Origin of the sequence: Flavobacterium adiutor (assembly GCF_048282555.1) — a bacterium.
Classification (GTDB): domain Bacteria; phylum Bacteroidota; class Bacteroidia; order Flavobacteriales; family Flavobacteriaceae; genus Flavobacterium.
Map to the genome: position 1 here is coordinate 4,250,162 of NZ_CP182487.1, position 25,757 is coordinate 4,275,918.

Below are 25,757 nucleotides of genomic sequence, written 5' to 3' on the forward strand. Positions count from 1 at the left end.
ATAATATGATTTGAGATTTTTTATTTATCGGAATTTAACTTTTTTATCTGGTGAGTTCCAATTTTTCTGCAAAATAATCACAGAAATCTTTCATCGTGTCTGCCATTTTTTCGTCGTTTGTAGCACGCTTAAAAGTATCTGACATGGCAACTAATGTTTGATGAAAGAAAATTTTCATTTCATCTACCGGCATATCTTTTGTCCATAAATCAATTCGCATGCTTTCTTTGGCTTTGCTGTCCCAGATAGAAAGCATAATTGCTTTTGCTTCTTCATCTTCTACACCTCCATCCTTAGCGGTCCATGATAATTTTTCCGGCACACGGTTTTCATCTAATTCTATATTGAACTTAATTTCTGATTTTATTGTATCTGACATTATTTCTTAGGTTTGTATTTTGAGTTCTCGAAAATTTCTTTGGCATTTATTTTTAATAATTCAGGCAAAGTTACAGTATTATTTTTCATATACGAACGGACTATTTGCCAGCCAATCCAGGCACCTACTCTTCCTGGGGAATCGTTATCAATTTCGAGATAAAATTTAGAAAAAGGAGCAGGAGCAACAAAACGGGTTGTAAGCTTAGGATCTACACTATACAGCATTTCTTTTTCTATAAAATAGCGCCACATGTACGCTTCGTTTTCTTCACACCATTTTATCTGTTCGGGCGTATAACCTATTTTTTCAGCATCCATATACTCAGGCAAAAGCAAATCTTTAGCATACAACTGCTTCCCTTCAAAAATCATTTGGGAAATCAGATTTTTATCTTCATACGGAGGAATATTTCTGTAAGTAAAACTTGAAACTACATCCGGCATAATTTGTTTTTCTTCAAAGTTTTGCTTAAGGTAATTTGGAAACTGATAAAATTTATGATCCTTGCCCAGATACAACTCTAAAGCAACAATAACCAGACTATCTGCATAAATAGCTTTGGCATTATAATCCATTTCACCTATTACTGTAATAACTTTAGGTGTTTTGATTTTTGGAAAATAATATTTCAAATGCTGAAAAAGCACATTAAACTCCTGACGAACAGGCTCAAAATTTGAGTATTTTTTTTGAACCTCAGTATAAACTTCTCTCCAGATTGGTTCCTGCATTTTGCTCAACCAAACATTATCGTCATTTCCCGGAGGAAAAAAGAAAGGAAACTCTTTTTTTACTTTTGGTAAATCTTCAGGTTTACTCTCAAAAAAAACTTTATCAAAACGTTCTACCTTAATATCAACCGGAATTTCTTCAACAGCTTTTTCTACTTTATTTTTTTGATCACACGACAAAAAAAACAATGACAGAACCACTACAAAGCGATATATTTTCATTTTATTTTAATTAGATTTGTGTTACTTATCTTAAGTAAAAATATACTTAAAAATATTTGTGCAAATATACATCCCTACATTTTAAAACCTGAATTATTATGGCTAAAAAAAGCACTATTCAAACAGAAAAAGTAAATACCCACATTGTAGAGTGGCTGAAAAATTATGCTAATAACGCAAAAGTTAATGGTTTTGTAATTGGAATTTCCGGCGGAGTAGACTCTGCTGTTACCTCTACTTTATGTGCTCAGACCGGCTTAAAGGTTTTATGTGTTGAAATGCCTATTCATCAGGCAGAAAGCCAGGTTTCAAGAGGAAGAGAACATATTGAACAATTAAAGAAGCGCTTTCCAAATGTCACCAGCACGACTACTGATTTAACAGCTACATTTGAAGCATTCAAAACAGCAGTACCAAAATCAGAAGACGAAACAAAATTAAATCTCTCTTTGGCGAACACCAGAGCCCGTTTACGGATGACTTCTTTATATTATCTGGCAGGAATTCACGGACTTTTAGTTGCCGGAACAGGGAACAAAGTAGAAGATTTTGGCGTTGGTTTTTATACAAAATATGGTGACGGAGGAGTTGACTTGAGCCCGATTGCAGATTTAATGAAATCAGATGTATATGCTTTAGGAGAATTTTTAAGAGTTCCAAATTCAATTTTAACAGCTGCACCTACGGATGGGCTATTTGGTGACAACAGAACTGATGAAGATCAGTTAGGAGCAAGTTATGATGAACTCGAATGGGCCATGCTTGCCGAAGAAGCAGGAAATACAGGAGCTGACTTCAGCGGACGTGAAAAAATTGTATTTGAAATTTATAAACATTTAAACACCAGCAACAAACATAAAATGGAAGCAATACCTGTTTGTGAGATCCCAAAAACGTTAAAATAATTTTTTTTAACATTTGACTGTTATAAACTACAGAATTTATTTATTAATTTTACAGCTCCAAAAACAATGAACAATTCTAAAAAGGTAAAATTATGATTAAAGTATGTCTAGCAGACAACCACCCTGTGACTCACTTTGGCGTTAAGTCGTATTTTAAAGACCATGACCAAATTTCAATTGTCGCCAATGTAGGTAATTTTTCAATGGTAAGAGACATTCTTCAAACAAAGGAGATTGACATCTTAATTCTCGATCTGGAATTAGAAGGTCTTTCAAGCATCTTTGAAGTAAAGTCTATTCTGAAAAACTTTCCAAAAACGAAAATTGTTATTTTCAGTGATCTGGCTGAGCAAATGTATGCTCCTAACGCAATCAAAGCGGGTGTTTCCGGTTATGTGCACAAAACTGAAAAACTTGAAACATTAGGTATTTCAATTATTAAAGTACACGAAGGAAAAGTTATTATTAATGAGACTGTACGTAAAAACATGGCACTTATTGCTAAACAAAGTAAAAGTGAACGTTTGTACAGAAAACTTTCTAACCGTGAAATCGAAGTGCTACGTTACTTAAGTGACGGTAAGAAAAACAATGAAATTTCTAAAATTTTAAACCTGAACGAAAAAACAATTAGTACTTATAAACTAAGACTTTTGACTAAATTAAATGTTACTAATTTAGTTGACTTAGTTAATAAAGCTAAAACTTTAGAAATTATTTAATGATATCTGGACATTACTCTTCCTAGTTTTTTTGAAAACGAATTAACTAAACCTGAGTAATCCATTACCATTGACAAAAGCTCTGTATTATCTGAATTATCAGGTCGTATGGAGCTTTTTAATTCTTCAATAATTTTCCCAACCAAAAACCAACGCATAGACATCACAGTTTCTGTAACATATTGCGCTACAGTTTCATGTTTCCCCTTTGTAAAAATATTCTGCCCTTCCCAATTATGCAGTGTTAACCTTTCATCTTCCATTAAAATATCTGTAACTTCCTGAGCAAATTCAGGCTGTAAACGCATTAAATATTGCTCTAGGCTAAATTTCTCATTTTGAAGATAAAAATCAATTAAATCTTTAAAAATATCACGGAATAAAGTATTAGACAGCTCAACTTCATCTTCTTGCAGACTCAAATAAATTCGCTGAAAAACTTTGTATTCTTTTTTTTCAGTTACCATCACAACATCTCCCTCTTCATTATTTTTTAGAAGAACATCTTCAAATTCTTCTGTTTTATCACCATAAAGCAATAAAATTTCAATTACCTTTCGTTCTAAGCGGTATAAGATATCAACCTTATCAGCTTGTTGCTGTGCAGGATATCCTGACGCTCCTGGATAATAATCCTCCGGTGGACCATTTCTTGGATCTTCCGGATCTCCGCCGGAATAACCCGTATTGGGATTTTGGTTTTTATAAACCTGAAAAGGTTTTTGTTCCTGCTTTTGTTTTTTATTAGCCTCTGTAATATCTTTTTGAATAAGCTGCGCCAAAGTACTAACCAAAACCTGCTCAGAAATATCCATTATTCGGGCACATTCCTGAATATATACCTCACGCTGAATACGGTCTGGTATTTTAGAAATACTTGTTACCATGTCCCGAATCAAATCTGCTTTTTTTATCGGATCATTCTTGGCTTCGTTCATCAAAATTGAAGCTTTGAATTGTATAAAATCTTTGCTATTATTTTCTAAATAAGCAACCAGATCCTCATAAGAATTTTTTCGGGCAAAACTATCTGGATCTTCGCCGTCAGGGAAAGCACAAACCCTTACATTCATACCTTCTTCAAGTATCAAATCGATTCCACGGATAGAAGCACGAAGTCCTGCAGCGTCTCCATCAAAAAGTACGGTAATATTTCTTGTCAGACGATTGACTAAACGAATCTGATCCGGTGTTAAAGCGGTACCTGAAGAAGCAACCACATTCTCAATTCCGGCCTGATTAAACTGAATTACATCTGTATAACCTTCAACCAGATAACAATTATTTTGTTTGGCAATTGATTGTTTGGCCTGAAAAATTCCGTAAAGCACTTTACTCTTATGGTAAATATCACTTTCAGGTGAGTTTAAATATTTAGCCGCTTTTTTATCATTAGTCAAAATACGCCCTCCAAATCCTAAAACGCGACCCGACATGCTTTGAATGGGAAACATTACACGCCCTTTAAAACGGTCAAACGGACGATCTTCTCTGGCAATGGTTAAACCGGTACTTTCTAAAAATTCTAATTTATAACCTTTTCCTAATGCTTCCTTGGTTAAAGCATCCCAGGTTTCAGGCGAATATCCTAAATTGAATTTTTTGATGGTTTCATTTGTAAAACCTCTCTCCTTAAAGTACGATAACCCGATTGCTTTTCCTTCTTCAGAATTTAAAAGCGTATCATGAAAATATTTTGCTGCGAATTCCGAAACCAGATACATACTTTCGCGAACATCTGTTATGGCTTTTTCTGCTTCAGATTGTTCTGTTTCCTCAATTTCAATATTGTATTTTCTGGCTAAATAACGAATGGCTTCGGGGTACGTAAAATGAGAGTGCTCCATTAAAAAAGCAACAGAATTACCGCCTTTCCCTGAGCTAAAATCCTTCCAGATTCCTTTTGCAGGCGAAACCATAAATGATGGCGAGCGCTCATCTGAGAAAGGGCTCAATCCTTTGAAATTACTTCCTGCACGCTTTAAATTGACAAAATCGCCAATAACCTCCTCTACGCGAGCAGTTTCAAAAACAGCATCAATTGTACTTTGTGATATCAAAACGTGAAATATTTTTTTTTTAAATTTTAAAGCCTGTAAAAATACATAAATCAATCTTGAAATTTGATGGTTTCAAATAAAAAAGTACCTCTTTCGAAGTACTTTCAATTAACTAAATTCAAAACTTTATTCTTAATTAAAATCAAACCTTATCCCTAAAGAAATATTGTTTTCTTTTATTAGATTATCCTGAAAAAGAGGATTCAGATCATATTTTAAATACAAACTTGTTTCTTTATAACCTATGTAAGTACTCAGTCCGTAAATGAAATTATTGACATTAAAATCGCCTTTTGTTTTTAGGGTTGTTTTATAGTCATTATCTTCAAACTTTAAAATCTGTTTCGATTTTACATTTATTCCTGCATAACCTCCAAATCCCATTCTAAACCCTTTATGTGTTCTAAAATACCTTTTGTCACCATTCTGACCTTCTTTCGAAAAGTCAAATTCTAAATGAACTGGCGCCACTAAATACACATTTCTAAAACGAGATTCTTTTAAGTGTATTGGATTTGTCACTAAATCTGTCTGGTCACCATCTACAACAAAACTGCGATTATCTGCTGGTCGAATGTTATTATACATTACTGAAAGTCCGTATTTCGCATGCAATAAGTTGTTATTTTTGAGCAATCTGCTGTTATAAGTCAAACCCCATTCATAAAAATGAGAGCCCGTAAATTTATATTTTGAATCCTGAAGGTCCCCATCTATCATTGTATTGTTTAAACCTAAAGCAAATACGAATTGTGAAGTGGTTCTTTTTTCACCGTGAATAGAATCTTTATCTGACTTATTTTTCCAGTCTTTATCATTCCAATGAATGACTAATTTATGTTTTTTGACCGAATCCTCTTTAATTTTTCCGTCAACTTTCTGCTGCACCAAATCATTGAGCTCATCTTGTGCCAAAACCACTTTTTCTTCAATAATTACTGCTCTGGCTTCTGCGAGCTCCTTTTTTCGCTTATCGGCTTGTTCCTTTGTAATTTTCCCTTCTGACAACTGTATATTTACAGCTTCTACTTCTACTTTTAAAGTTTCTTTTTCTTCCTTTGTTATTTTTTCAATTTTATTGGCAATTTTTTTTGCTCTGGATTCAAAAGTTTCCTGTCCCAGTACTTTACTGACAAATAAGAAAACTAAAATAACGAGGTAAATAGTAAAATTTTTCATGATGATTTTTTAATTTGATTGATGATTTTTAATTCTAATTTATTAATGTTTAACGCTGCAATATGCTATTTCATAAAATCAAAAATGCTATTTTATTCCTTTTGATTTCTATTCGCTACAGCTACTTTTACCGTTTGGTAATTTTTATTTACTGCTGTGATTATCCTTTCTCTAAACGAAAGTTCCAGTTCGCCATCTACCTGATTCAGTAAATCATCAGCATTGATTTTTACTTTTGATTTTTTCTTCGATGAATTCTCTGCAACAATTGTTTTTTCAGCTGAGTTTAATAATTGATCTACAGTTTCCTTTTTTGAATTTTCGATAACTGAAGCCTGATTATTTATTGATTGTTTTCCCTGATTGTTTTTGATGATGATTGAAGACTCCACTATTTGATTGTTTTCATTTTTAAGGTTTATATTAGGCTCTGGATTTAGTTTGTGCTGTTTTTTATTTGAGTTTTGGATGGATTCTTTTTCTGAAGTTACAACTTCTGTTTTAACCCGGTCTATTACTTTTAGAATTGGTTTTACTGCCTTATCTTTCTTTGTACTTTCCTCAATTACAACAGTATTTTTTAAACCTTCGACTGGTTTTTTCTGGTTATTAAAGAAAAATGTCCCAATCAGTAAAAAGCCTGCAACACTCGCAGCTATATAGATCCATTTATTTTTGTTTAGAAACTGCTTTTCTTCAGCAATACTCAGCATGGCGTCTAATCGATCCCAGGCTTTATCGCTTGGTTCAATTTTGCGTTGGTTTAGTTTTACACGGAAATCCTTTTCAAAATTATTCGGTTCCATTATCTTGTTTTTTTAAAATAGTAATTTGTGTTTGCAGCATTTTTCTTGCGTGCGATAATTGCGATTTCGATGTTCCTTCATTAATTCCTAACATCTTTGCAATTTCATTGTGCTTGTAGCCTTCAATCGCATATAAATTGAAAACCATTTTATAGCCGTCGGGCAAAGCATCTATTAAAAATTGAATCTGTTCTACCGTAAATCGACTGTCGATTTCGTTGAAACTTTCTTCTGTAAAAAATTCATCCTCAGCAAATTTTACTTTTTTCTGAACTCTTAAATATGAAATGCATTCATTCACCATAATTCGGCGGATCCAGCCTTCAAAACTTCCTTTGTGTTCAAATTTGTTTAAGTTGGTAAACACTTTCATGAAAGCCGTAATCATTACATCTTCTGCCAATTGAATATCCTTTATATATTGACGGCAAACACTTAACATTTTCGAAGAATACTTACCGTAAATCTGTTGTTGCGCTTGTCGATTATTTTCGACAGCCAACTTTATGATTTTAGTTTCCTCCTGATGTAACTGAATAATTTTCATTAATAAGCGTTCAGATTTTGTTTTACTAACAGACTTCTATTAGCATAGACGAGATAAGTTTTAAAATGGTTGTATGTAGTAGAAAAAAATTCAAAAAAAAAATCAAAATTCCAATAATAAAAACACTACGGACTGATTTACAACGAAATAAAATCAATTATCTAATTGTAAAATTTTCTAATTATTTAATTACGGAAACTATTTCTTTCTTTCAATAACGTAGTTCACCATCAGGGTAAGTGCCTCTTTGAATTCAGAATCCGGGTAATTTTCTAAAAGAGAAAGTGCTTCCTGTTGGAACTGCACCATTTTGTTTTCGGCGTAAGCGAGACCATTGTTGTTTTTTACAAAGGCAATCACTTCTTTAACGCGTTTTTTGTCTTTGTTGTGGTTTTTGATGGAGTTTATCAGCCACTTTTTTTCCTGCGGGGAACAGGTATTTAAAACATGTATTAAAGGCAAAGTCATTTTTTGCTCCTTAATATCGATCCCGGTTGGTTTTCCGATGGCTTCTTCACTGTAATCAAATAAATCGTCTTTGATCTGAAAAGCCATTCCGATAAGCTCTCCAAATTTGCGCATGTTTTCGACCTGTATATCATCCTCGATTATGGATCTGGCACCAAGCGCACAACAGGCCGCAATAAGTGTTGCCGTTTTTTTGCGGATGATTTCGTAGTAAACTTCTTCGGTGATATCGAGTCTTCTTGCTTTTTCGATCTGAAGTAATTCTCCTTCGCTCATTTCGCGAACTGCTACTGAAATGATTTTTAAAAGATCAAAATCGCCGTTGTCGATGGAAAGCAGCAATCCTTTTGAAAGTAAATAATCCCCCACCAAAACCGCTATTTTATTTTTCCACAGTGCGTTTATCGAGAAAAATCCGCGTCGACGATTACTGTCATCAACCACATCATCATGAACCAGAGTTGCGGTATGAATCAGCTCAATTACAGAAGCGCCACGATACGTTCTCTCATTTACAGTACCTCCTGAAACCATTTTTGCAGTGAGAAAAACAAACATGGGACGCATTTGTTTTCCTTTTCGGTTTACAATATAATAGGTAATACGATTTAATAATGCAACCTTTGAAGTCATGGATTCATGGAACTTTTTTTCGAAAAGTTCCATTTCGCTAAAAATAGGCTGTTTTATTTGAGAGGTAATATTCATTTCGCTTTCAAATATACTATTTTAAATAAAAAAACGTTGTTTATTTAGGTTAGTATAACATTTTTTTATGTGCTAATTCTAAAATATCCAAAAAAATATCCAATTCTAATACTTAATTTAAAGCCTTTAAGTAAAAGGAAAGCTTAAATTATTTATTATGAATACAAAATTTATACTGCAGAATACGCATACATACGGGCATTTATTTTAAGTAAAAACTACACTTCATAAAAATGGTACAAACCTCAATGCTGATTATTCCAACAATGCCCGCACACTTTTATAAACATAATTAAAGACGACATAACTACAGAAATAGATTTGAAAACAACCTTTTTTGCCCAAAAAGAAAAGCATTAAAAACAAGTACAAATCTTGTCTTTAATGCTTTTATATTTTTAGTGTTAATCTTATGCTTCTTTATTGGCCAATTGTCCACAGGCAGCATCAATATCTTTTCCGCGGCTTCGGCGTACTTTTACTACTACTCCTATATTTTCCAACGCTTTTATGTAGGCCATAATGGATTCTTCTGAAGCCTGTTGAAATTCACCATCATCAATTGGATTGTACTCTATTAAATTTACTTTACAGGGAACATATTTACAAAATTTAACCAAAGCATCAACTGAGGCTTTATCGTCATTGATTCCTTTCCAGACTACATATTCGTACGAGACTTTGCTTTTGGTTTTCCTGTACCAGTATTCCAAGGCTTCCCGTAAATCTTTTAAGGGGAAATTTTGACTGAAGGGCATAATTCGTGCACGAACTTCATCAATCGCAGAGTGAAGGGAAACTGCTAATTTGAATTTAACATCATCATCGGCCATTTTTTTGATCATTTTAGGAATTCCGGAAGTGGAAACCATGATCCTTTTTGGCGACATCCCTAAACCTTCCGGAGAAGTAATCATGTCGATTGCTTTGATGACATTGTTATAATTCATCAAAGGTTCTCCCATCCCCATAAAAACGATATTCGAAAGTGGATGATTATGATATAAACGGCTTTCTTTATCAATTGCCAGTACCTGATCGTAAATTTCACCCGGTTCCAGATTTCGCATACGCTTTAATCTCGATGTCGCACAAAAATTACAATCCAGACTGCAGCCTACCTGACTGGAAACACAAGCTGTTGTTCTTGTTTCAGTAGGAATTAAAACAGACTCCACTACCAGACCATCATGCAAGCGAACAGCATTTTTCACAGTTCCGTCACTGCTACGCTGCATGGTATCAACCTTAATATGATTGATTACAAAGTTATTTTCAAGCATCGCCCTGGTAGGTTTTGCTACATTGGTCATATCATCAAAGCTATGTGCTCCTTTACTCCACAACCATTCGTAAACCTGATTTCCGCGAAACGCTTTGTCATTATTTGCAACAAAAAACTCACGTAACTGATCTTTTGATAAGGCTCTTATGTCTTTTTTTTCGATTTGCATGGTGCAAATTTAATCACTTTTGTTGTTTTTCGATGCGTTTTAGAATCATTCTTCCATAAAAGCTCCATTTTTAAGGTTATTTTAGGAAAATATCACTTTTTTAACCAGCTTAAGTAATCTTTAAACACAAAAGATATTCTAATACAATAATCACAACATAAACAAACATTTAAACCCAAAACAAAAATGATTTCATTAGCCTGATTTCATTTATAAACATTCTGCGGTATCATTATATAGTCCTTTAAAACAATTTTGACTATGATTTTTATCATTTAATCTGCTGTGTATTCACAATACATTTGGATAAGAATTAAGGAGATAATTTTTTGATACAAGATTTCATCAGACCATCAGAAAAAATCAGTTCTTAATTAAATGATTAACAAAATAAATCAATAAAAAATGAAAACTCTCAAATCTATTTTTTTAACAATTATCTGTTTAGGAATTACACTTTACACCAACGCTCAAAAAAATTATACCGTTAGTACTAAATCTAAATTTGAGGTTGCCGGAACTTCTACTATTCACGATTGGGTAATGAAATCAACAGACGGAACCGGCACAGCTAATTTAACCGTTAAAGATTCTAAACTGACTGACATAAATAGCCTTACAGTTATCTTACCTGCAGAAAGCCTTAAAAGCGGAAAATCCAGTATGGACGATGTGGCTTACGAAGCTTTAGACACAAAAACACACAAAAACATTAAATATGTCTTAAAATCAGCTGATAAAGTAAATGAAAGTGTCTGGAATTTAACCGGAATATATACCGTTTCTGGTGTCAGTAAAGAGTTCAAAACACAGGTTAGCGTAACAGGCCTTAATGGAAACTTTGTTTTAAGAGGCTCTAACCAAATCACTTTTGCTGATTTTGGAATTTCTCCGCCAACAGCAGCACTGGGAGTGGTAAGAACCGGAAAAGACCTTACTATTCTTTTCAACATCACTTTAAATGATTACACCCAAAGTGAAAATGTTTTAGTAATTAAATAGCCCTTATCTGAGTAAAACTTAATTTACTACTTTCAAATGAACGGAGCCGAAGCTTTTTATTAAAAAGAACTTTGGCTCCGTTCTGATTTTCTGTATTTTAAAATTGAATCGAAATTATCAAAATATTTTTCTGAAAAAATTTCAGCTTCAATCCAAAAAAAATAAATTTTGGCACAAGAATTGTCTTGCACTCAAACGGAAAATAATCTTACAAAGAGCGCTTAATTTAAAAATTTGTACTTTTATTTTTTCAGCTTTATAACCTTTATATTTTATCAATTTTAAAAAATTAATTAATCATGAAAAAACAAATTTTAAGTTTAGCAGTTATCGCCCTATTGTCATTCGGTCTTCAGTCTTGTGAAGACAAAAAAGCAAATAAACCTGAAGATGAATTAACACTTGGAAACAAAGTAGATTCATTGACAACAGATATTGAAGAAGTAAAAGACAGTGCTGTTGTGAAAGCAGAAAAAGCTGCAGAAAAAGCAAAAGCAGCTACTGAGGAAGCAAAAGAAAAAACTAAAGAGACTATAGAAGATGTAAAAGACGCTACTAAAAAAGGAGCTGAAAAAATAGAAGCTGCGGCAAAAGCGGCAAAAGACGGAACAGTAAAAACTGCAAAAGATGTAAATGAAGCCTTGAAAAAATAATTTCATCAAAATTTCAAATCGAAGCCATCCATTTTTTGGATGGTTTTTTTTTCCAGAAAGTGAACCTATATTTTGTATTTTTACCCCCAAATTTCAATACACTACACGATGCATTTTATTTCTCAAGACTTAGAAGATTATATTGAACAGCATTCTGAAAACGAACCGGAACTATTAGCAAAACTTAATAAGGAAACCTACCAGAAAATCCTTTTGCCAAGAATGTTAAGCGGACATTTCCAGGGGCGTGTTTTAAGTATGCTTTCTAAATTGATCCGACCAGTGAATATTTTGGAAATTGGGACTTATACCGGCTATGCCGCTTTGTGCTTGTGCGAGGGAATACAGGAAAATGGAAAGCTTCATACCATTGACATCAAAGAAGAGCTTGTTGATTTTCAGCGTAAATATTTTGATGCATCGCCATGGGGAGGGCAAATTATTCAGCATTTAGGAGAAGCCGTTGCTATTATTCCGACCCTCGATGTGAAATTTGATTTGGTTTTTATTGATGCTGATAAAGAAAACTATATTAATTACTGGGAAATGATTGTTCCGAAAATGAATAAGTGCGGAATCATTTTGTCTGATAACGTTTTATGGAGCGGGAAAGTTTTGGAACCGGTTCACCCAAATGATGTAAGTACCAAAATACTTTTAGAATACAATTTACTTTTGAAAAACGATCCAAGAGTAGAAACGGTTTTATTGCCAATTCGTGATGGTTTAACAGTGAGCAGGGTTTTATAAATTTAAGCCCCTAAGTTTCTGAGATCCTAAGTTTCTAAGTTTTTCTCACCTAACTTGTTTCTATTTTAAACTAATTTAATTAGCATTTTAAGCGAAAGCATTTTGCTTCTCTAATTCTGGTTACCTACAGCTAAAACAGGAGGCAATTCAAAACAAATAAAAAATGACACAGAAGAACCAAATAGATTCTCAAGGCTTTGCAATTATTAATAATGTTTATAGCGAAAATGAAATTAATACACTCATTTCTTTAATTGATGACACAACTCAAAACAATCCCGAAAACAGTACTTTCAGAAAATCTGAGGATTTGTTTGCGATAAGACAATTTCATAACGAAATTCCCGAAACTTTACCTTTTATATTCAACCATAAATTACGGGATATTATAAAAGATACTTTTGGAGAAGGCTATTTTATAACCAAATCTATTTATTTTGACAAACCAGAAAAGTCGAATTGGTTTGTGGCGTATCATCAGGATCTGACTATTTCTGTCAATAAAAAAATTGAGGTTGAGAATTTTGAAAACTGGACTGTAAAACAAAACCAATTTGCGGTTCAGCCTTCTGCTGCAATTCTGGAAAACAATTTCACCATCAGAATTCATATTGATAAAACCACGAAAGATAATGGCGCTTTGAAAGTGATTAATAATTCACATTCTAAAGGAATTCTAAGAATTGAGAAACTTGATTTCGGAAAAGAAAAAGAAACTATCTGCGAAGTTCAAAAAGGCGGTATTATGATCATGAAACCTTTATTATTTCATGCTTCAAACAAAACTACCAACAACGAACGAAGAAGGGTTATTCATATCGAATTCAGTAAACAGGAACTTCCTGAAGGATTAGAATGGAGTGAGAAAATGGTTTTACAGAATTAACGTCTTTTGAAAACAACTGCACTAGCCCGGATGGAAGCGACATCCTTTTGTGCCGGGGTTCGGCGCAAAAGATATAGCGTACAGCCGGAAACAGCTCCTGAAAATTATCCCGGAAAATATTTTGGTTTTAAATTTTGATATATTTTGAACATCAAAAATCCGAAAAGAGCTCCAAAGAAATATCCAGTAAGAATATCGCCCGGATAATGCAACCCTAAATAAATACGACTGTAAGCAAAGATTAAGGGCCATAAAAACAGAAAACCAAGATATTTGAAATGGCGTTTTAAAACACAAAATAAAAATGTAGCCACTGCCATGGTATTAGCAGCATGTCCAGAGAAAAAACTGTATGAGCTACGGGATTGTACTACCCTTATTATCGTGTTGATATCTGAATTATTACAAGGTCGTAAACGTTGAAAAGTATTTTTGAAAAGATTGGTTGTCTGATCTGTAAAAGCAATTAAAACAGCTATAAAAAGCAAGACATACAAAGTTTGCTTAATGCCTATTTTTTTATAAATAAGAAAAAATAAAAAGAGAAAAAAAGGCGTCCAATATACTTGTTTGGTAATAATCAGCCAAAGCGGGTCGAATGTTTCAGAACCTAAACTGTTAAGATACACAAATAACCTGGTATCTATTTCCTGTATTTTTTCCAGCATATTACATTTGGCGTTTTATAGGTCCTGAGATAGAATCAATATCTTCTTTTACTTTGTCAATTTCTGTTGCGGTATTTCCTAAAAAGCTTCCGGAATCACCCAGCAAATTTGCTTTAGCATCATTAATGTGAGCGTTGATATCACCTGTTATTCCTGTAAGAGATTTTGTATCAAGACCATTTTCCTCTGCTCCTTTTTGAATCTCGTTTTTAATATCATTCGTTGCATTTTTTAACTGCGCCATGGCTTTACCCATTGTACGGGCAATTTCAGGCACCTTATCAGAACCAAAAAGCATTAGTACTATAAACATTATAAAAACTAATTCTCCTCCTCCTATACCAAACATAACTTTTGTTTTTTTTGTGTCACAAAGATATTAAATTTTGCAGGCACGTGTTTTAAAATTTACTTAAAAAAAAAGACTCTTACAGAGCCTTCTTAATTTTATTTTTAGTCAAACTTCGATTTTTCCTCTACTTTTGGCCATGAATTATTACTTACATCAATGTCTGCAGTTAATAATTTTGGATCAATCTGAATGCTCTTAATTCGTTTTTCAGTTGCATACACTTTTTTGGCTGACTCATTTCCTTTTCGCCAGATTTGTGCCGGATACTGATAATTATCTTTTGTTCCGTCTTCATAAGTAATTTCAACCAAAATCGACATAATCATTCCGCCCGGTTTATTAAATTCTACTTCGTAAAAATATTTAGGTGATTTGATATTTGCTTTTTCCTCTGCTGTAAAAGTTTCACTTACATAATCGGCTAAAGACTTAAAATCTTCTACTTTCAGAGCTTTTTTCTTTGAGTCATCTACTTCTGCATTATCACCAGAAACCAAATAAACAAAAGGGCCTTTTTCGTACCCGAAACGTCCTTTTCTAACTTTGACCTCTTTTATATCTTTAGTTGGAGTTTCCGACACATAATATTGTTTTACATCTTTGATTCCAATATCTACAAAATCTGTTGAATAAAACCATCCTCTCCAAAACCAGTCTAAATCTACTGCAGATGCATCCTCCATCGTTCTGAAGAAATCTTCAGGTGTTGGATGTTTGAATTTCCATCTGTTGGCATAGGTTTTAAAAGCATAATCAAACAATTCTCTCCCCATCACCACTTCTCTCAGGATATTAAGTCCTGTAGCCGGTTTTCCGTATGCATTATTTCCAAATTGATGAATGGTTTCAGAATTTGACATAATAGGCTCTAAAAACTTCTGATCTCCGCTCATGTACGGAACAATATTTTTTGCAGGTCCGCGTCTTGAAGGGAATTTTGGATCCAGTTCCTGTTCTGCCAAATATTGTAAAAATGAGTTCAAACCTTCATCCATCCAGGTCCATTGACGCTCATCTGAGTTTACAATCATTGGAAAAAAAGTGTGTCCTACTTCGTGAATTATCACACCAATCATTCCGTTTTTAACTTCTCTGCTAGTTTTGCCATTTTCGTCAGGACGCCCGTAATTCCAGCAAATCATTGGGTATTCCATACCCTGATCTTCAGCTGAAACCGAAACTGCTTTTGGATATGGATAGTCAAATGTGTGTGAAGAATAGCTTTTTAAAGTGTGTGCTACAGTCATAGTTGAAGTTTCTCCCCAAAGCGGATTTGCCTCTTTTGGATAAACCGATTCTGCCATTACAGTTCTGTTTCCAATTTTTACTGCCATTGCATCGTAAATGAATTTTCTTGAAGAAGCAATTCCAAAATCCCTTACGTTTTTAGCACTGAATTTCCATGTTTTTTTCTTTTCAGAAAATCCTTTCTCAGCTGCTTCAGCTTCGGCCTGCGTAACAATAACAACCGGTTTATCAAATGACTTTTGTGACTGTTCGTAACGTTTTACCTGTTCTGGTGTAAAGACCTCTGCCCTGTTCGTAAGTTCTCCAGTAGCATTAATTACGTGATCTGCAGGAACAGTAATATTTACATCAAAATTCCCAAAAGGAAGAGCAAACTCTCCGCTTCCCCAGAATTGCATGTTCTGCCATCCTTCAACATCATTATAAACTGCCATTCTTGGATAAAACTGAGCGATTACATATAGTTTATTCCCGTCTTTCTCAAAGAATTCGTAACCGGAACGTCCTCCTTCTTTTTGATAATTATTTATGTTGTACCACCATTTTATAGAAAATGAAATCTTTTCTCCTGGTTTTAAAGGTTTATCCAGGTTGATGCGCATCATGGTTTCGTTGATTGTATATGACATCGGATTTCCTTTCGAATCTTTCACATGCTCAATATTAAAACCACGCTCCAGGTTTTTCTTCAGATACTTATCAGAAAAACTTCCTAATGGAAATACCTGGTTAATTTTTTCTCCTTCTGCCAAAGTTGACTGTGTATTCGCTTTAGCCTGATTCTGATCCAGCTGGATCCATAAATATTCCAGTTTGTCTGGTGAATTATTAGAATACGTAATCGTTTCAGATCCGTTTAATTTTGAATTTTTATCGTCTAATTCAATATCTATCTTATAATCTGCCTGTTGCTGATAATAAGCAGGGCCTGGTGCTCCCGATGCTGTGCGGAACATATTGGGTGTAGCCATCAAATCATACATTTGGCTAAACTTGTTTGTATCATACTTTCCCTGTTGTTTTGGAGCAACAGTCGTATTTTTTTCCTGAGCAAACAGCATAGCAGGAAAAAGCAATAGTAATGAAAGTCTTTTCATATACAGAATTTATTATTTTTTATTGATCATTATGTAATTCGCATATCATGATTGGTAATTGAAACCCTTTTCTGAATGATGCTCATTTCATAACTATTTTTGGATTTTTTTGAAGCCGTGAAAATAGCAATTAAAACAACAACCTTACGAAGTTCATTCATACTTTAACACTTCTTTCCTTGAAGATTCTGTAAAAAGAACACTTCTTTTAGTCCCAAATGCTGAAATATGTGTAATGTTTTGCTGCTCACTATTCCAGTCTGTCAAAATACTGTTTGTAATTTCTAATGTTTTAAATTTTTCGACTCCAGTAATTTTCGAGTAGCAAACTAAAACATCGTCCGCTTCCAATTCTTTGGATAAAAAAACAATGGTTTTTGGCTGACCATTTATTTTAATGCTGAAATTTTCTGAAAGGTATCTTTTCAGCAAATCAAGATCGGCCTGGGTTTCTTTTTCCGTTCCGATAAATATTTTTTTATGGTACTTTTTTTCGATTCCATTATTCAGGTCATCCACAAAGATCCTGGAAGTAATCTGGATCATTTTTTTTTCAGCCGCATAATTCACCTGAAAAATACCCATATAGAATTTATGAAACATAAAAGAAGAGAGCGATAAAAACAACATTCCGATCAAGAAATAAAAAGCATTCTTTTTCATTTCTGATTTACCTCCGCTTTTTTGAAGTTCTTATTTTTATTGATCATAAAATCCATTAATTCAAATTTCTGATCTGCTTTTAAATGTCTTTTAGATTCAGAGTCATTAGAGCAGTACATTAAAAACAAGTCTATTTCATCTTCTTTCAGACCTAATGTTTTGGTGTAAAAATCCTTAGTAAAATTATCTTTCGCATATTCCACAAAAGCTATATCGCTCACAACTTCCTCTTCAACCTCTTTTTCTTTACTGAGCAACTTTTTAAAGTCTTTAAAAATTCGGACAAAATCAGTTCCGTATTTAATTGTCTGATCAGAATACATTACTTTATTTTCAGGAGTAGACTGGTTATCATCTTCAAACTGCATATCGACAATACCCTGAGAACCACCCTGCAGGGATTTTACTTTTAATTCTTTATGAACCAAAACTTCTTTTAATTCAACATTTACTAAATCCAAAGGCACAAAAAAAAGCACTTCTGCACAGTCTTTTTCTGTTAATACTATTTTTTTAGACTGAAAAGACATCCCTGTAAACAACAACGTATCTTTAGGTCTTGCCATAATATCAAACAAACCTTTTGTACCTATAAATGTTCTTGTATTGGCATTTATATTCATTACATTGCCGGTCTCGATGGGGATAGAACTATTAATTACCTGACCATGTAAAGGCTTTCTCGAATTCGTCTGCCCAATTATAAATTGACAAAATAAACAGACTACAAATATTCCTAATTTATTTTTCATGTTCTATGATTTTTAGATATTCCTGAGCAAGACCCGTTATTAAAAACATACTCATTGTTTTGTTCTTAGTATCCAAAGATACAGCAAATTCAGGACTATCCACACAATAAAGCTGAAATCCTTTGATATATTCTAACGGAATTTTAAGACGATCTGTATAATAGTTTTCCTCGAAGAGATATTCTAATTTCCTAAAAAGAGCTTCTTTTTTCTCAATTTTAACCTCCTTTTTCAGCATGGCAGTTCTTCCTGAAATAGCGTTTAGTATTTTATCCACTGAAGTTGATGTTGCTGTATACATCTTTCTTTCTGCGGGCGTATATTTTTTTTGACCATGCGGAATTATTCCGAGGTTTTCTGCAGTAATATGAGCATTCTCATTTACAACTACTTCCTTTAACTCAATTTCTTTTGCCGAGATTTTTATACGAAGTGAATTTGCTTCTAAATCCTCATTACTAATCCGACGTTTTAAAGGCTCTAAATTTACTGAAGAAAAAACCAAAACATCGCCTTCTTTTACCATAATAGAAAACATTCCGTTTACATCTGAAACCGCCGTAACCTGTGTATTATTATTAATAATGTTTACGCCATCAACAGGAGTAGACTGCTCAAAAATCTGACCCTGAATTTCCTTATTAACAGGTGTTTGTCCAAAAGAAATCTGAACAATAAAAAATAAGATTATATATAAAGTATTATTTAGCTTCACTTGCAATTATTTCTTTGTATTTAACAGCCAGCTCGCCTAACAAAAATTCAGTTGAGGTTTTATTTTTTGAATCCAAAATTTTAGTAAAACTTTCGTTTTCTACAGCATAATATTCAAACCCTTTAACATACTCAAGAGGTATTTTTAACCTGTCAACAAAATGATCCAGTGTAAACATATTCTCCAGGAGTCGCATAAAAAACTCTTTTTTCTCAACAGCCACTTCTTTTTTCAACATTGCCGTACGTCCTGAAAAAAAATTGAATAAAGGATCTGCAGAAATAGATCCGCCAGCCATTGTTCCCGCATTAGCCGTAGGATTTAAAGCTGTAGCGGTTTGTAATTTTCTCTCGGCCGGCGTATAGCTTTTCTGGCCTGAAGGAACAATCCCTAATGCCACAGCATTAATATTATCGTATCGTTTAATAATCACTTCCTGCAACTGATGCATCAGAAGATTTAATTTCACTGTAAAATCAAGATCTGAAAAATTTTCCGGTTTTAATAAAACCCTGTTTTCCTTAAACTGAATCGATGAAAAAACAAGCGTATCCCCTATTTTAGCCATTATAGAAAACCCCCCATCAGCAGTCGTATTGGCCATTACCTCAGTTTGCGCATTAATAACATAAACACCTTCCAAATCATTTGTGTTTGAAATAATTCTTCCTTTTAAAATAGCACGCTCAGCAGTCTGAGACCAGCCAGTCTGAAACAAAAACAACACTAAAAAACAAAAAATCTTGCCTGTCAAAATAAAAAAATTAGAATTATTCTTAAAAATGTAAAAATATCCTAATATGTACCAAATTACTATTAACGGCTTTATAAAAATATGTTAATTAAAATAAGCTTTTTAACGGCGACAACTTTCATTTTTAATATCTTTAAACCTAAAACCATTTAGAATTTTATGAAAAATGTTATTATTGCCAGCACTTCTACTTTACACGGAAGCAGTTATTTAGAATACTTATTACCCACCCTGCAATTGCATTTTAAAAACTGCAGAAACCTTTTATTTATTCCCTATGCCCGTCCTGGCGGAATTTCTCATGAAGAATACACGCAAAAAGTGGCTACAGTATTTCAAAAGATTACTATTTCAGTAAAAGGGATTCATGAATTCGAAAACCCGGAAACAGCTATTAAAAATGCCGAAGGAATATTTACTGGCGGAGGAAACACGTTTTTATTGGTTGCGCAATTATACAGAAACAATATCATGCAGCTTCTTTCTGAAACAGTAAAAAACGGAACGCCATATCTGGGAACGAGTGCTGGAAGTAATATTTGCGGACTTTCGATGCAGACAACCAATGATATGCCTATTGTTTACCCTCCAAGTTTTCAAACTTTAGGTTTGATTTCTTTTAATCTGAATCCGCATTATTTAGATCCTGAAGAGAATTCTACTCACATGGGAGAAACCCGCGAGCAGCGTATAAAAGAATTTCACGTATTTAATGCGATTCCGGTTTTAGGACTAAGAGAAGGCAGCTGGCTTGAAGTAAAAGGAGAAAAAATTACTCTGAAAGGAAATCTATCAGCCAGATTATTTCGACAAAATCAGCTTCCGGCAGAATTAGATCCGGAAAGTGATTTGAGCGATTTAAAATAGGATATAAAACAAAAAAACCTCAAGTAAATTACTTGAGGTTTTTGAAGAGCGAAAGACGAGGCTCGAACTCGCGACAACCAGCTTGGAAGGCTGGAGCTCTACCAACTGAGCTACTTTCGCATTAACAGGGTGCAAATATAAATAATTAAATTGTTTAAAAAAATAAAAAACTAAATTATTTAAATTTAAAATCTAAACCTAAGTTTTGATTAGAGCGAAAGACGAGGCTCGAACTCGCGACAACCAGCTTGGAAGGCTGGAGCTCTACCAACTGAGCTACTTTCGCATTACTGTGGTGCAAATATAAAAAATAAGTAAGCTTTAAAACAAGCTTTTTTTGAAAAAAAATAAATTAAAAATCACTATTTTTAGTAATCTATTTAAAATTAAAATGTTATAGCTTTGTTTTTTTTATTCAATACATGACAATAATTAAAAAAATATCCGCTCAGGAAACTTTTATTTTACGACATCCTGTCCTTAGAAAAGGAAAAAAAATCGAAACCTGCATTTTTGAAGGTGATGATTTAGAAACAACACATCATTTTGGATTATTTGATAATTCAGATTTAATAGGAATAATTTCGTTATTCCTGAAAACCAATCCTATATTTGCAGAAAATTCACAAGCACAAATTCGCGGCATGGCTATTGCAGAGACACATCAGAAAAAAGGCCATGGAGAATCACTGGTTAAACATTGTGAAATGTACTGCATTTCAAATGGATTTCATTTAATATGGTTTAATGCCAGAACAGCCGCTATTGGTTTCTATAAAAAAATGGGATATAAAGTGAGAGGAAATTCTTTTGAGATCCCGGATATTGGAGAACATTATCTAATGTACAAAAAAATATAAAATGAATAAACTTTACCTTCTATTACTATTGTTGGTTTTTATAAGCTGTAAAAAAGAACAAAAGAATACTCCTAAAATAAAAAAAGCCTTACCTGCCATTGTAATCACTGATGCAAGAACAGTTGATATAGATACTGCACTTATAAATTCATATAAGAGTAAAACATTAAAACAATTTTATCTTTCATCTGACAACAAAACGATTTGGGGAAATCTTAAAAAAAGAACCTATATCTTGTCGCAGCTGAAAAAATCAGATGAATTAGGCCTGAATCCAAATGATTATCGGGTAAAAAAGATGGATGTTTATGAAAAACAAATTGATAAACTAAATAATAAACAGCTCGCTGAATATGACCTGCTGCTTACCCATAATTTTGAAAAATATGTGACCCATTTATACGAAGGAAAACTAAATCCTAAGTATTTATATCACAACTGGGCACTTGAAGACAAGGATCTAGACATTAATACTGTGTTAGTAAAATGTTTCAACCGTAACACTTTAGATAGTTTGGTTGAGAATATTCAGCCCAAAACTAAAACTTACAAACAATTACTGAAAGCACTAAAACTCATCAATAGTTTTCCTGAAGACAACATCAAAACAATTGAATTTGCTGAAAAAATAAAACCAAATGACACTAATATTGCTTTAATAAACATTAAAAAAAGACTTCTTTACTGGAATGACATGTCAGGAAAAGACAGTTTAACAAGAATCTATGACAACAAAACATTTGAAGCTGTAAAAAAATTCCAGGCCCGCCACGGATTAGTTCCCGATGGCGTTATTGGAGCAAGTACCATTCATGCTTTAAACTTTTCTAAAGAAAAAAGAAGACGTCAAATTATTGCAAACTTAGAACGCTGGAGATGGTATCCGAATGAATTAGCCGAAAATTACTTTATAGTAAATATCCCTGATTTTAAATTACATGTTGTAGAAAATAATGATACGACAGCTGTGAGAAATGTTGTTGTTGGAACCAGTAAAAGAAGAACACCGGTTCTAACCTCTACCCTTAAAAGCATTGTTTTTAACCCTACCTGGACTGTACCCCCTACCATTTTAAAAGAAGATGTTGTTCCTGCAATGAAACGTAATCGGAATTATTTGAAAAATAAAAATATCACGATTTATGACAAAGCCGGACACGAAGTCGACCCGGCAAACTGGAACATCAATAAACCCAGAAGCTATCGGTATATCCAAAAACCGGGTTATTATAATTCTCTTGGATTAATAAAAATTATGTTTCCCAATAATTATAGCGTGTATTTGCACGACACTAATCACCGAAACTATTTTGAAAGAAGCAATCGCTCTTTAAGTTCCGGCTGTGTCCGTGTTGAAAATCCATTGGAATTGGCACAGCACATTTTAGATGATTCTAAAAACTGGTCAAAAGATAAAATAGATACCATTATCGCCCGAAAAAAAACGACCAGTATCCGAATTACCAAGAAATATAAATTATATCAATGGTACTGGACAGCCTGGAGCGAAAACAACACGCTAATCTTTAGATATGACGTCTATGATCTTGATGAAGACTTATATTCTAAATTAAGAAATTAACCTCTGCTCCATCACAAAACTTCTTGACGGATGATAGATATACAGACACGATTTACCCTTTATGGTCTGAATAATATCATCTGTCAATTCAACAGGAATAGCAGGGCACCCCTGACTTCTGCCTAATCTTTTGTGAGCTTTTATAAATGATTCAGAAACATAATCAGCACCATGCATAACAACACCTCTTTCGCGGGCATTATCATTTGTACCTCTCTCTAAACCGTCCAAACGAAGTGAAATCCCGTGTTTACCCTTATAAATCTCCCCTGTTGCATAAAAACCCAGACTACTTTTAAATGAAGAATTTACATTTGAAAATGCAGAGGCAAACTCTTCACCGGTATTCCTGCCGTGAGCCACAAGAGACTGGAACAAAATTGTATTAGATGTCAAATCGATTACCCAAAGGCGTTTTAGATTTGATGAAAGACTAAAATCAATTAAAGTTAAAATATCTTTTTCTATTACTCCTTTTTCTTTCAATAAGTAAAACCCTTTTAAGGCTTCGGTAAACGTTTTTAGTTCAGGAAGAACAAAACTATTTGTATTTAATGTATTATAAATGTTCTCAATTTTAGTATCAATAACAGAACGTTTTTCAATTTTTGCGATACTCATTGCTGCTACATTTTTAGTTTCAGCGGTATTTTTAGAATCTGTACCAAATGACAAAAATAAAAATAAAATTGCGGGATAAATCTTATAAATCATTGATTTCGTTTAGGTTATACATAATTTGAGGTATGGCAAATGTAAAAATTATTTGCAATTATGTAACTTTACATCACTAAATTAGGTGATATTTACTCAAACTTTAACAATTAATCGCAATAGAAGTTAAGAAAACTTAAACATTTGATTGTTTTTTGCAGGAATTTACCTTGATTTAAAATATCTTCAATTATATCAATATTAATCTTCACAAAAAGGTTTTCAAACGCAGTTTTAATCAATGAAGAGGTTTAAAACAACTTTGATATAATATTATTTGTCCATTAATATAGTTTAAAACCAAATTGGGTTATGCATTAATTTTAAAAAATAAAGGCTTCTTCAATTAAATTATTATTTTTTTATCATGTTCATTTTATAAAGCATAATTGTAGCAATCACTACTTGCGTGTTTTATAAATGGTTTATCTTTGCCAAAAACTAAAAACCAATGAACAAAAAAGTAATCCTTATGATTTTAGATGGTTGGGGGAAATCTCCTGACCCTAAAGTATCTGCAATAGACAATGCAAATGTACCTTTCATAAACAGCCTCTACCAACATTACCCGAGCGCTCAGCTTCGTACTGACGGTTTAAACGTAGGTTTACCAGAGGGGCAAATGGGAAACAGTGAAGTAGGCCACATGAATCTTGGTGCCGGAAGGATTGTTTATCAGGATTTAGCCAAAATAAATTTAGCAGTAGCGCATCAGACACTTGCCAAAGAACAAGTATTGGTCGATGCTTTTACTTATGCTAAAGAAAACAATAAAAAAGTACACTTTTTAGGATTAGTTTCCGATGGAGGTGTCCACTCTCATACTTCACATTTACGCGGACTTATCGATGCTTCTCAGGAATATGGCCTGGAAAATGTATTTGTTCACGCCTTTACAGACGGACGTGATGTTGATCCAAAATCAGGAGCTAAATATATTCAGGATTTAGAAAACCATATTAAAGATACTCCGGTAAAAATCGCCTCAATTGTAGGGCGTTATTATGCAATGGATCGTGACAAACGCTGGGAGCGTGTAAAACTGGCTTATGATTTAGTGGTAAATGCCATAGGAACTCATTCAAAAAACGCTGTTGCAAGTATTCTTGAAAGCTATTCAAAAGATATCACTGATGAGTTCATTGAACCAATCGTAATGGTTGATGAAAACGAAAAACCATTAGCTACAATTACAGAAGGAGATGTCGTAATATTCTTCAATTTCAGAACCGACAGAGGTCGTGAACTTACTGAAGCACTTTCGCAGCAGGACTTCCATGAGCAAAATATGCACAAGTTAAACCTATATTATGTAACGCTTACCAACTACGATGAAACGTACTTAAACGTAAAAGTGGTTTACAATAAAGATAATATCACGGAAACCCTTGGTGAAGTTTTAGAAAAAGCCGGCAAGAAACAAATTCGTATCGCCGAAACCGAGAAATATCCTCATGTAACCTTTTTCTTTTCAGGAGGAAGAGAAGTGCCTTTTGAAGGAGAATCACGTATTCTAAGAAATTCTCCAAAAGTAGCCACTTACGATTTAAAGCCTGAAATGAGTGCTTATGAATTAGCTGATGCCCTTGTTCCGGAATTAAACAAAGGTGAAGTAGATTTTGTGTGTTTAAATTTTGCTAACGGTGACATGGTTGGCCATACCGGAATCATGGAAGCCGCGATTAAAGCTTGTGAAGCTGTTGATGCCTGTGCAAAACAAGTTATTGAAACTGCTCTTGCAAACAACTATACTACCATTGTAATTGCCGATCACGGTAACTGTGAGACGATGATTAACCCTGATGGAAGCCCAAATACAGCACACACAACAAACCCAGTGCCGATTATTCTGGTTGACAAAGAATTAAAAAATATTCAAAATGGCGTTTTAGGCGATATTGCACCTACTATTTTAGAATTAATGGGTGTTCCTCAGCCTGAAGCAATGACTTGTCATTCATTATTATAGAAAACCACTTATTTTATTTTAATAGAAGAGAGACAAGTTTT

Annotated in this window: 27 protein-coding genes and 2 tRNA genes; 10 read left to right on the top strand and 19 right to left on the bottom strand. The window is 33.5% G+C overall.

The annotated features are described in order from the left end of the window. Positions 1-43 precede the first annotated feature (43 nt). Positions 44-379, bottom strand: a complete 336-nt coding sequence (gldC, locus tag ACNC7R_RS17940; RefSeq protein ID WP_417942391.1) for a gliding motility protein GldC — start codon at positions 377-379, stop codon at positions 44-46. After that, the gene (gene gldB / locus ACNC7R_RS17945; RefSeq protein ID WP_417942392.1) at positions 379-1,335 is read right to left on the bottom strand and encodes a gliding motility lipoprotein GldB; all 957 of its coding nucleotides are present in this window, start codon (positions 1,333-1,335) and stop codon (positions 379-381) included. Before gldB ends, gldC begins: the two co-directional genes overlap by 1 nt. A 98-nt stretch (positions 1,336-1,433) precedes the next feature. Here gldB and nadE point away from each other — a divergent pair, with 98 nt between their 5' ends. Both nadE and ACNC7R_RS17955 read left to right on the top strand, forming a co-directional pair. Beyond that, positions 1,434-2,240, top strand: a complete 807-nt coding sequence (nadE, locus tag ACNC7R_RS17950) for an NAD(+) synthase (RefSeq protein WP_417942393.1) — start codon at positions 1,434-1,436, stop codon at positions 2,238-2,240. 92 nt (positions 2,241-2,332) lie between these two features. Further along, a complete protein-coding gene (locus ACNC7R_RS17955; protein ID WP_417942394.1) occupies positions 2,333-2,962 on the top strand; it encodes a LuxR C-terminal-related transcriptional regulator in 630 nt (209 codons plus the stop codon). On the opposite strand, the gene dnaG is transcribed toward ACNC7R_RS17955, so the two are convergent. The 6 genes from dnaG to rlmN all read right to left on the bottom strand — a co-directional run bounded on the left by dnaG (position 2,959) and on the right by rlmN (position 10,184). Then, positions 2,959-5,022 (bottom strand): DNA primase, encoded by a 2,064-nt coding sequence (gene dnaG / locus ACNC7R_RS17960; RefSeq protein WP_417942395.1) that lies wholly within the window; start codon positions 5,020-5,022, stop codon positions 2,959-2,961. The two genes, ACNC7R_RS17955 and dnaG, sit on opposite strands and share 4 nt — an antisense overlap. 132 nt (positions 5,023-5,154) lie before the next feature. Then, complete coding sequence (locus tag ACNC7R_RS17965; RefSeq protein WP_417942396.1) at positions 5,155-6,201, bottom strand: hypothetical protein; 1,047 nt, start codon at positions 6,199-6,201, stop codon at positions 5,155-5,157. A 92-nt stretch (positions 6,202-6,293) separates the two neighbouring features. Further along, positions 6,294-7,007 carry a hypothetical protein gene (locus ACNC7R_RS17970; protein ID WP_417942397.1) on the bottom strand — a complete coding sequence of 238 codons (714 nt, stop codon included), beginning with the start codon at positions 7,005-7,007 and terminating at the stop codon, positions 6,294-6,296. Next, a complete protein-coding gene (locus ACNC7R_RS17975) occupies positions 6,994-7,554 on the bottom strand; it encodes an RNA polymerase sigma factor (RefSeq protein ID WP_417942398.1) in 561 nt (186 codons plus the stop codon). Before ACNC7R_RS17975 ends, ACNC7R_RS17970 begins: the two co-directional genes overlap by 14 nt. A 198-nt stretch (positions 7,555-7,752) precedes the next feature. After that, positions 7,753-8,730 (bottom strand): polyprenyl synthetase family protein, encoded by a 978-nt coding sequence (locus tag ACNC7R_RS17980; protein ID WP_417942399.1) that lies wholly within the window; start codon positions 8,728-8,730, stop codon positions 7,753-7,755. Positions 8,731-9,140: 410 nt separating this feature from the next. Further along, a complete protein-coding gene (gene rlmN, locus ACNC7R_RS17985; protein ID WP_417942400.1) occupies positions 9,141-10,184 on the bottom strand; it encodes a 23S rRNA (adenine(2503)-C(2))-methyltransferase RlmN in 1,044 nt (347 codons plus the stop codon). 405 nt (positions 10,185-10,589) lie between these two features. On the opposite strand from rlmN, the gene ACNC7R_RS17990 reads away from it, so the two are divergent. From ACNC7R_RS17990 to ACNC7R_RS18005, 4 genes are all read left to right on the top strand, one after another. Continuing rightward, positions 10,590-11,186: a YceI family protein gene (locus tag ACNC7R_RS17990; RefSeq protein WP_417942401.1), complete on the top strand. Its 597-nt coding sequence runs from the start codon at positions 10,590-10,592 to the stop codon at positions 11,184-11,186. 299 nt (positions 11,187-11,485) lie between these two features. After that, entirely contained in the window at positions 11,486-11,839 is a 354-nt protein-coding gene (locus tag ACNC7R_RS17995; RefSeq protein WP_417942402.1) for a hypothetical protein, read from the top strand. A gap of 108 nt (positions 11,840-11,947) precedes the next feature. Then, on the top strand, positions 11,948-12,589 hold the full coding sequence (locus ACNC7R_RS18000) for an O-methyltransferase (protein ID WP_417942403.1): 642 nt from the start codon (positions 11,948-11,950) through the stop codon (positions 12,587-12,589). Between the two features lie 163 nt (positions 12,590-12,752). Then, a complete protein-coding gene (locus ACNC7R_RS18005; protein ID WP_417942404.1) occupies positions 12,753-13,475 on the top strand; it encodes a phytanoyl-CoA dioxygenase family protein in 723 nt (240 codons plus the stop codon). A 104-nt stretch (positions 13,476-13,579) separates the two neighbouring features. Here ACNC7R_RS18005 and ACNC7R_RS18010 read toward each other — a convergent pair whose 3' ends face one another. The 8 genes from ACNC7R_RS18010 to ACNC7R_RS18045 all read right to left on the bottom strand — a co-directional run bounded on the left by ACNC7R_RS18010 (position 13,580) and on the right by ACNC7R_RS18045 (position 19,724). After that, a complete protein-coding gene (locus tag ACNC7R_RS18010; RefSeq protein ID WP_417942405.1) occupies positions 13,580-14,143 on the bottom strand; it encodes a phosphatase PAP2 family protein in 564 nt (187 codons plus the stop codon). A 1-nt stretch (position 14,144) separates the two neighbouring features. After that, entirely contained in the window at positions 14,145-14,492 is a 348-nt protein-coding gene (locus ACNC7R_RS18015; RefSeq protein WP_417942406.1) for a Sec-independent protein translocase subunit TatA/TatB, read from the bottom strand. Between the two features lie 104 nt (positions 14,493-14,596). Beyond that, a complete protein-coding gene (locus tag ACNC7R_RS18020; RefSeq protein ID WP_417942407.1) occupies positions 14,597-16,840 on the bottom strand; it encodes a M1 family metallopeptidase in 2,244 nt (747 codons plus the stop codon). A 29-nt stretch (positions 16,841-16,869) separates the two neighbouring features. After that, entirely contained in the window at positions 16,870-17,001 is a 132-nt protein-coding gene (locus tag ACNC7R_RS18025) for a hypothetical protein (RefSeq protein ID WP_417942408.1), read from the bottom strand. After that, positions 16,994-17,503, bottom strand: a complete 510-nt coding sequence (locus tag ACNC7R_RS18030) for a DUF6702 family protein (RefSeq protein ID WP_417942409.1) — start codon at positions 17,501-17,503, stop codon at positions 16,994-16,996. The genes ACNC7R_RS18025 and ACNC7R_RS18030 overlap by 8 nt, the downstream gene beginning before the upstream one ends. After that, the gene (locus ACNC7R_RS18035) at positions 17,500-18,255 is read right to left on the bottom strand and encodes a hypothetical protein (protein WP_417942410.1); all 756 of its coding nucleotides are present in this window, start codon (positions 18,253-18,255) and stop codon (positions 17,500-17,502) included. The genes ACNC7R_RS18030 and ACNC7R_RS18035 overlap by 4 nt, the downstream gene beginning before the upstream one ends. After that, positions 18,245-18,970 (bottom strand): carboxypeptidase-like regulatory domain-containing protein, encoded by a 726-nt coding sequence (locus ACNC7R_RS18040; protein ID WP_417942411.1) that lies wholly within the window; start codon positions 18,968-18,970, stop codon positions 18,245-18,247. Before ACNC7R_RS18040 ends, ACNC7R_RS18035 begins: the two co-directional genes overlap by 11 nt. Continuing rightward, positions 18,957-19,724, bottom strand: a complete 768-nt coding sequence (locus tag ACNC7R_RS18045) for a hypothetical protein (RefSeq protein ID WP_417942412.1) — start codon at positions 19,722-19,724, stop codon at positions 18,957-18,959. Before ACNC7R_RS18045 ends, ACNC7R_RS18040 begins: the two co-directional genes overlap by 14 nt. A 159-nt stretch (positions 19,725-19,883) precedes the next feature. Between ACNC7R_RS18045 and pepE the strand changes: the two genes are divergently transcribed. Continuing rightward, the gene (gene pepE / locus ACNC7R_RS18050; protein WP_417942413.1) at positions 19,884-20,591 is read left to right on the top strand and encodes a dipeptidase PepE; all 708 of its coding nucleotides are present in this window, start codon (positions 19,884-19,886) and stop codon (positions 20,589-20,591) included. Positions 20,592-20,638: 47 nt separating this feature from the next. Here pepE and ACNC7R_RS18055 read toward each other — a convergent pair. Further along, positions 20,639-20,711: transfer RNA gene (locus tag ACNC7R_RS18055), tRNA-Gly, on the bottom strand. A gap of 93 nt (positions 20,712-20,804) precedes the next feature. Next, positions 20,805-20,877 (bottom strand) — tRNA-Gly (locus tag ACNC7R_RS18060). A 136-nt stretch (positions 20,878-21,013) separates the two neighbouring features. On the opposite strand from ACNC7R_RS18060, the gene ACNC7R_RS18065 reads away from it, so the two are divergent. Both ACNC7R_RS18065 and ACNC7R_RS18070 read left to right on the top strand, forming a co-directional pair. Next, a complete protein-coding gene (locus ACNC7R_RS18065; RefSeq protein ID WP_417942414.1) occupies positions 21,014-21,451 on the top strand; it encodes a GNAT family N-acetyltransferase in 438 nt (145 codons plus the stop codon). A gap of 1 nt (position 21,452) precedes the next feature. After that, entirely contained in the window at positions 21,453-23,033 is a 1,581-nt protein-coding gene (locus ACNC7R_RS18070; RefSeq protein ID WP_417942415.1) for a L,D-transpeptidase family protein, read from the top strand. Here ACNC7R_RS18070 and ACNC7R_RS18075 read toward each other — a convergent pair. Beyond that, a complete protein-coding gene (locus ACNC7R_RS18075; protein ID WP_417942417.1) occupies positions 23,022-23,747 on the bottom strand; it encodes a murein L,D-transpeptidase catalytic domain family protein in 726 nt (241 codons plus the stop codon). The genes ACNC7R_RS18070 and ACNC7R_RS18075 overlap by 12 nt on opposite strands. 451 nt (positions 23,748-24,198) lie before the next feature. Here ACNC7R_RS18075 and gpmI point away from each other — a divergent pair, with 451 nt between their 5' ends. Next, positions 24,199-25,716, top strand: coding sequence for a 2,3-bisphosphoglycerate-independent phosphoglycerate mutase (gene gpmI / locus ACNC7R_RS18080; RefSeq protein ID WP_417942418.1), 1,518 nt, complete (start codon positions 24,199-24,201; stop codon positions 25,714-25,716). The last annotated feature ends 41 nt before the right edge of the window (positions 25,717-25,757 follow it).

Excerpts from the sequence above, each read along its gene's own strand:
- gldC (WP_417942391.1), bottom strand. The coding sequence starts at position 379 with ATGTCAGATACAATAAAATCAGAAATTAAGTTCAATATAGAATTAGAT.
- gldB (WP_417942392.1), bottom strand. The coding sequence starts at position 1,335 with ATGAAAATATATCGCTTTGTAGTGGTTCTGTCATTGTTTTTTTTGTCG.
- nadE (WP_417942393.1), top strand. The coding sequence starts at position 1,434 with ATGGCTAAAAAAAGCACTATTCAAACAGAAAAAGTAAATACCCACATT.
- ACNC7R_RS17955 (WP_417942394.1), top strand. The coding sequence starts at position 2,333 with ATGATTAAAGTATGTCTAGCAGACAACCACCCTGTGACTCACTTTGGC.
- ACNC7R_RS17965 (WP_417942396.1), bottom strand. The coding sequence starts at position 6,201 with ATGAAAAATTTTACTATTTACCTCGTTATTTTAGTTTTCTTATTTGTC.
- ACNC7R_RS17970 (WP_417942397.1), bottom strand. The coding sequence starts at position 7,007 with ATGGAACCGAATAATTTTGAAAAGGATTTCCGTGTAAAACTAAACCAA.
- ACNC7R_RS17975 (WP_417942398.1), bottom strand. The coding sequence starts at position 7,554 with ATGAAAATTATTCAGTTACATCAGGAGGAAACTAAAATCATAAAGTTG.
- ACNC7R_RS17980 (WP_417942399.1), bottom strand. The coding sequence starts at position 8,730 with ATGAATATTACCTCTCAAATAAAACAGCCTATTTTTAGCGAAATGGAA.
- rlmN (WP_417942400.1), bottom strand. The coding sequence starts at position 10,184 with ATGCAAATCGAAAAAAAAGACATAAGAGCCTTATCAAAAGATCAGTTA.
- ACNC7R_RS17990 (WP_417942401.1), top strand. The coding sequence starts at position 10,590 with ATGAAAACTCTCAAATCTATTTTTTTAACAATTATCTGTTTAGGAATT.
- ACNC7R_RS17995 (WP_417942402.1), top strand. The coding sequence starts at position 11,486 with ATGAAAAAACAAATTTTAAGTTTAGCAGTTATCGCCCTATTGTCATTC.
- ACNC7R_RS18000 (WP_417942403.1), top strand. The coding sequence starts at position 11,948 with ATGCATTTTATTTCTCAAGACTTAGAAGATTATATTGAACAGCATTCT.
- ACNC7R_RS18005 (WP_417942404.1), top strand. The coding sequence starts at position 12,753 with ATGACACAGAAGAACCAAATAGATTCTCAAGGCTTTGCAATTATTAAT.
- ACNC7R_RS18010 (WP_417942405.1), bottom strand. The coding sequence starts at position 14,143 with ATGCTGGAAAAAATACAGGAAATAGATACCAGGTTATTTGTGTATCTT.
- ACNC7R_RS18015 (WP_417942406.1), bottom strand. The coding sequence starts at position 14,492 with ATGTTTGGTATAGGAGGAGGAGAATTAGTTTTTATAATGTTTATAGTA.
- ACNC7R_RS18020 (WP_417942407.1), bottom strand. The coding sequence starts at position 16,840 with ATGAAAAGACTTTCATTACTATTGCTTTTTCCTGCTATGCTGTTTGCT.
- ACNC7R_RS18025 (WP_417942408.1), bottom strand. The coding sequence starts at position 17,001 with ATGAATGAACTTCGTAAGGTTGTTGTTTTAATTGCTATTTTCACGGCT.
- ACNC7R_RS18030 (WP_417942409.1), bottom strand. The coding sequence starts at position 17,503 with ATGAAAAAGAATGCTTTTTATTTCTTGATCGGAATGTTGTTTTTATCG.
- ACNC7R_RS18035 (WP_417942410.1), bottom strand. The coding sequence starts at position 18,255 with ATGAAAAATAAATTAGGAATATTTGTAGTCTGTTTATTTTGTCAATTT.
- pepE (WP_417942413.1), top strand. The coding sequence starts at position 19,884 with ATGAAAAATGTTATTATTGCCAGCACTTCTACTTTACACGGAAGCAGT.
- ACNC7R_RS18065 (WP_417942414.1), top strand. The coding sequence starts at position 21,014 with ATGACAATAATTAAAAAAATATCCGCTCAGGAAACTTTTATTTTACGA.
- ACNC7R_RS18070 (WP_417942415.1), top strand. The coding sequence starts at position 21,453 with ATGAATAAACTTTACCTTCTATTACTATTGTTGGTTTTTATAAGCTGT.
- ACNC7R_RS18075 (WP_417942417.1), bottom strand. The coding sequence starts at position 23,747 with ATGATTTATAAGATTTATCCCGCAATTTTATTTTTATTTTTGTCATTT.
- gpmI (WP_417942418.1), top strand. The coding sequence starts at position 24,199 with ATGAACAAAAAAGTAATCCTTATGATTTTAGATGGTTGGGGGAAATCT.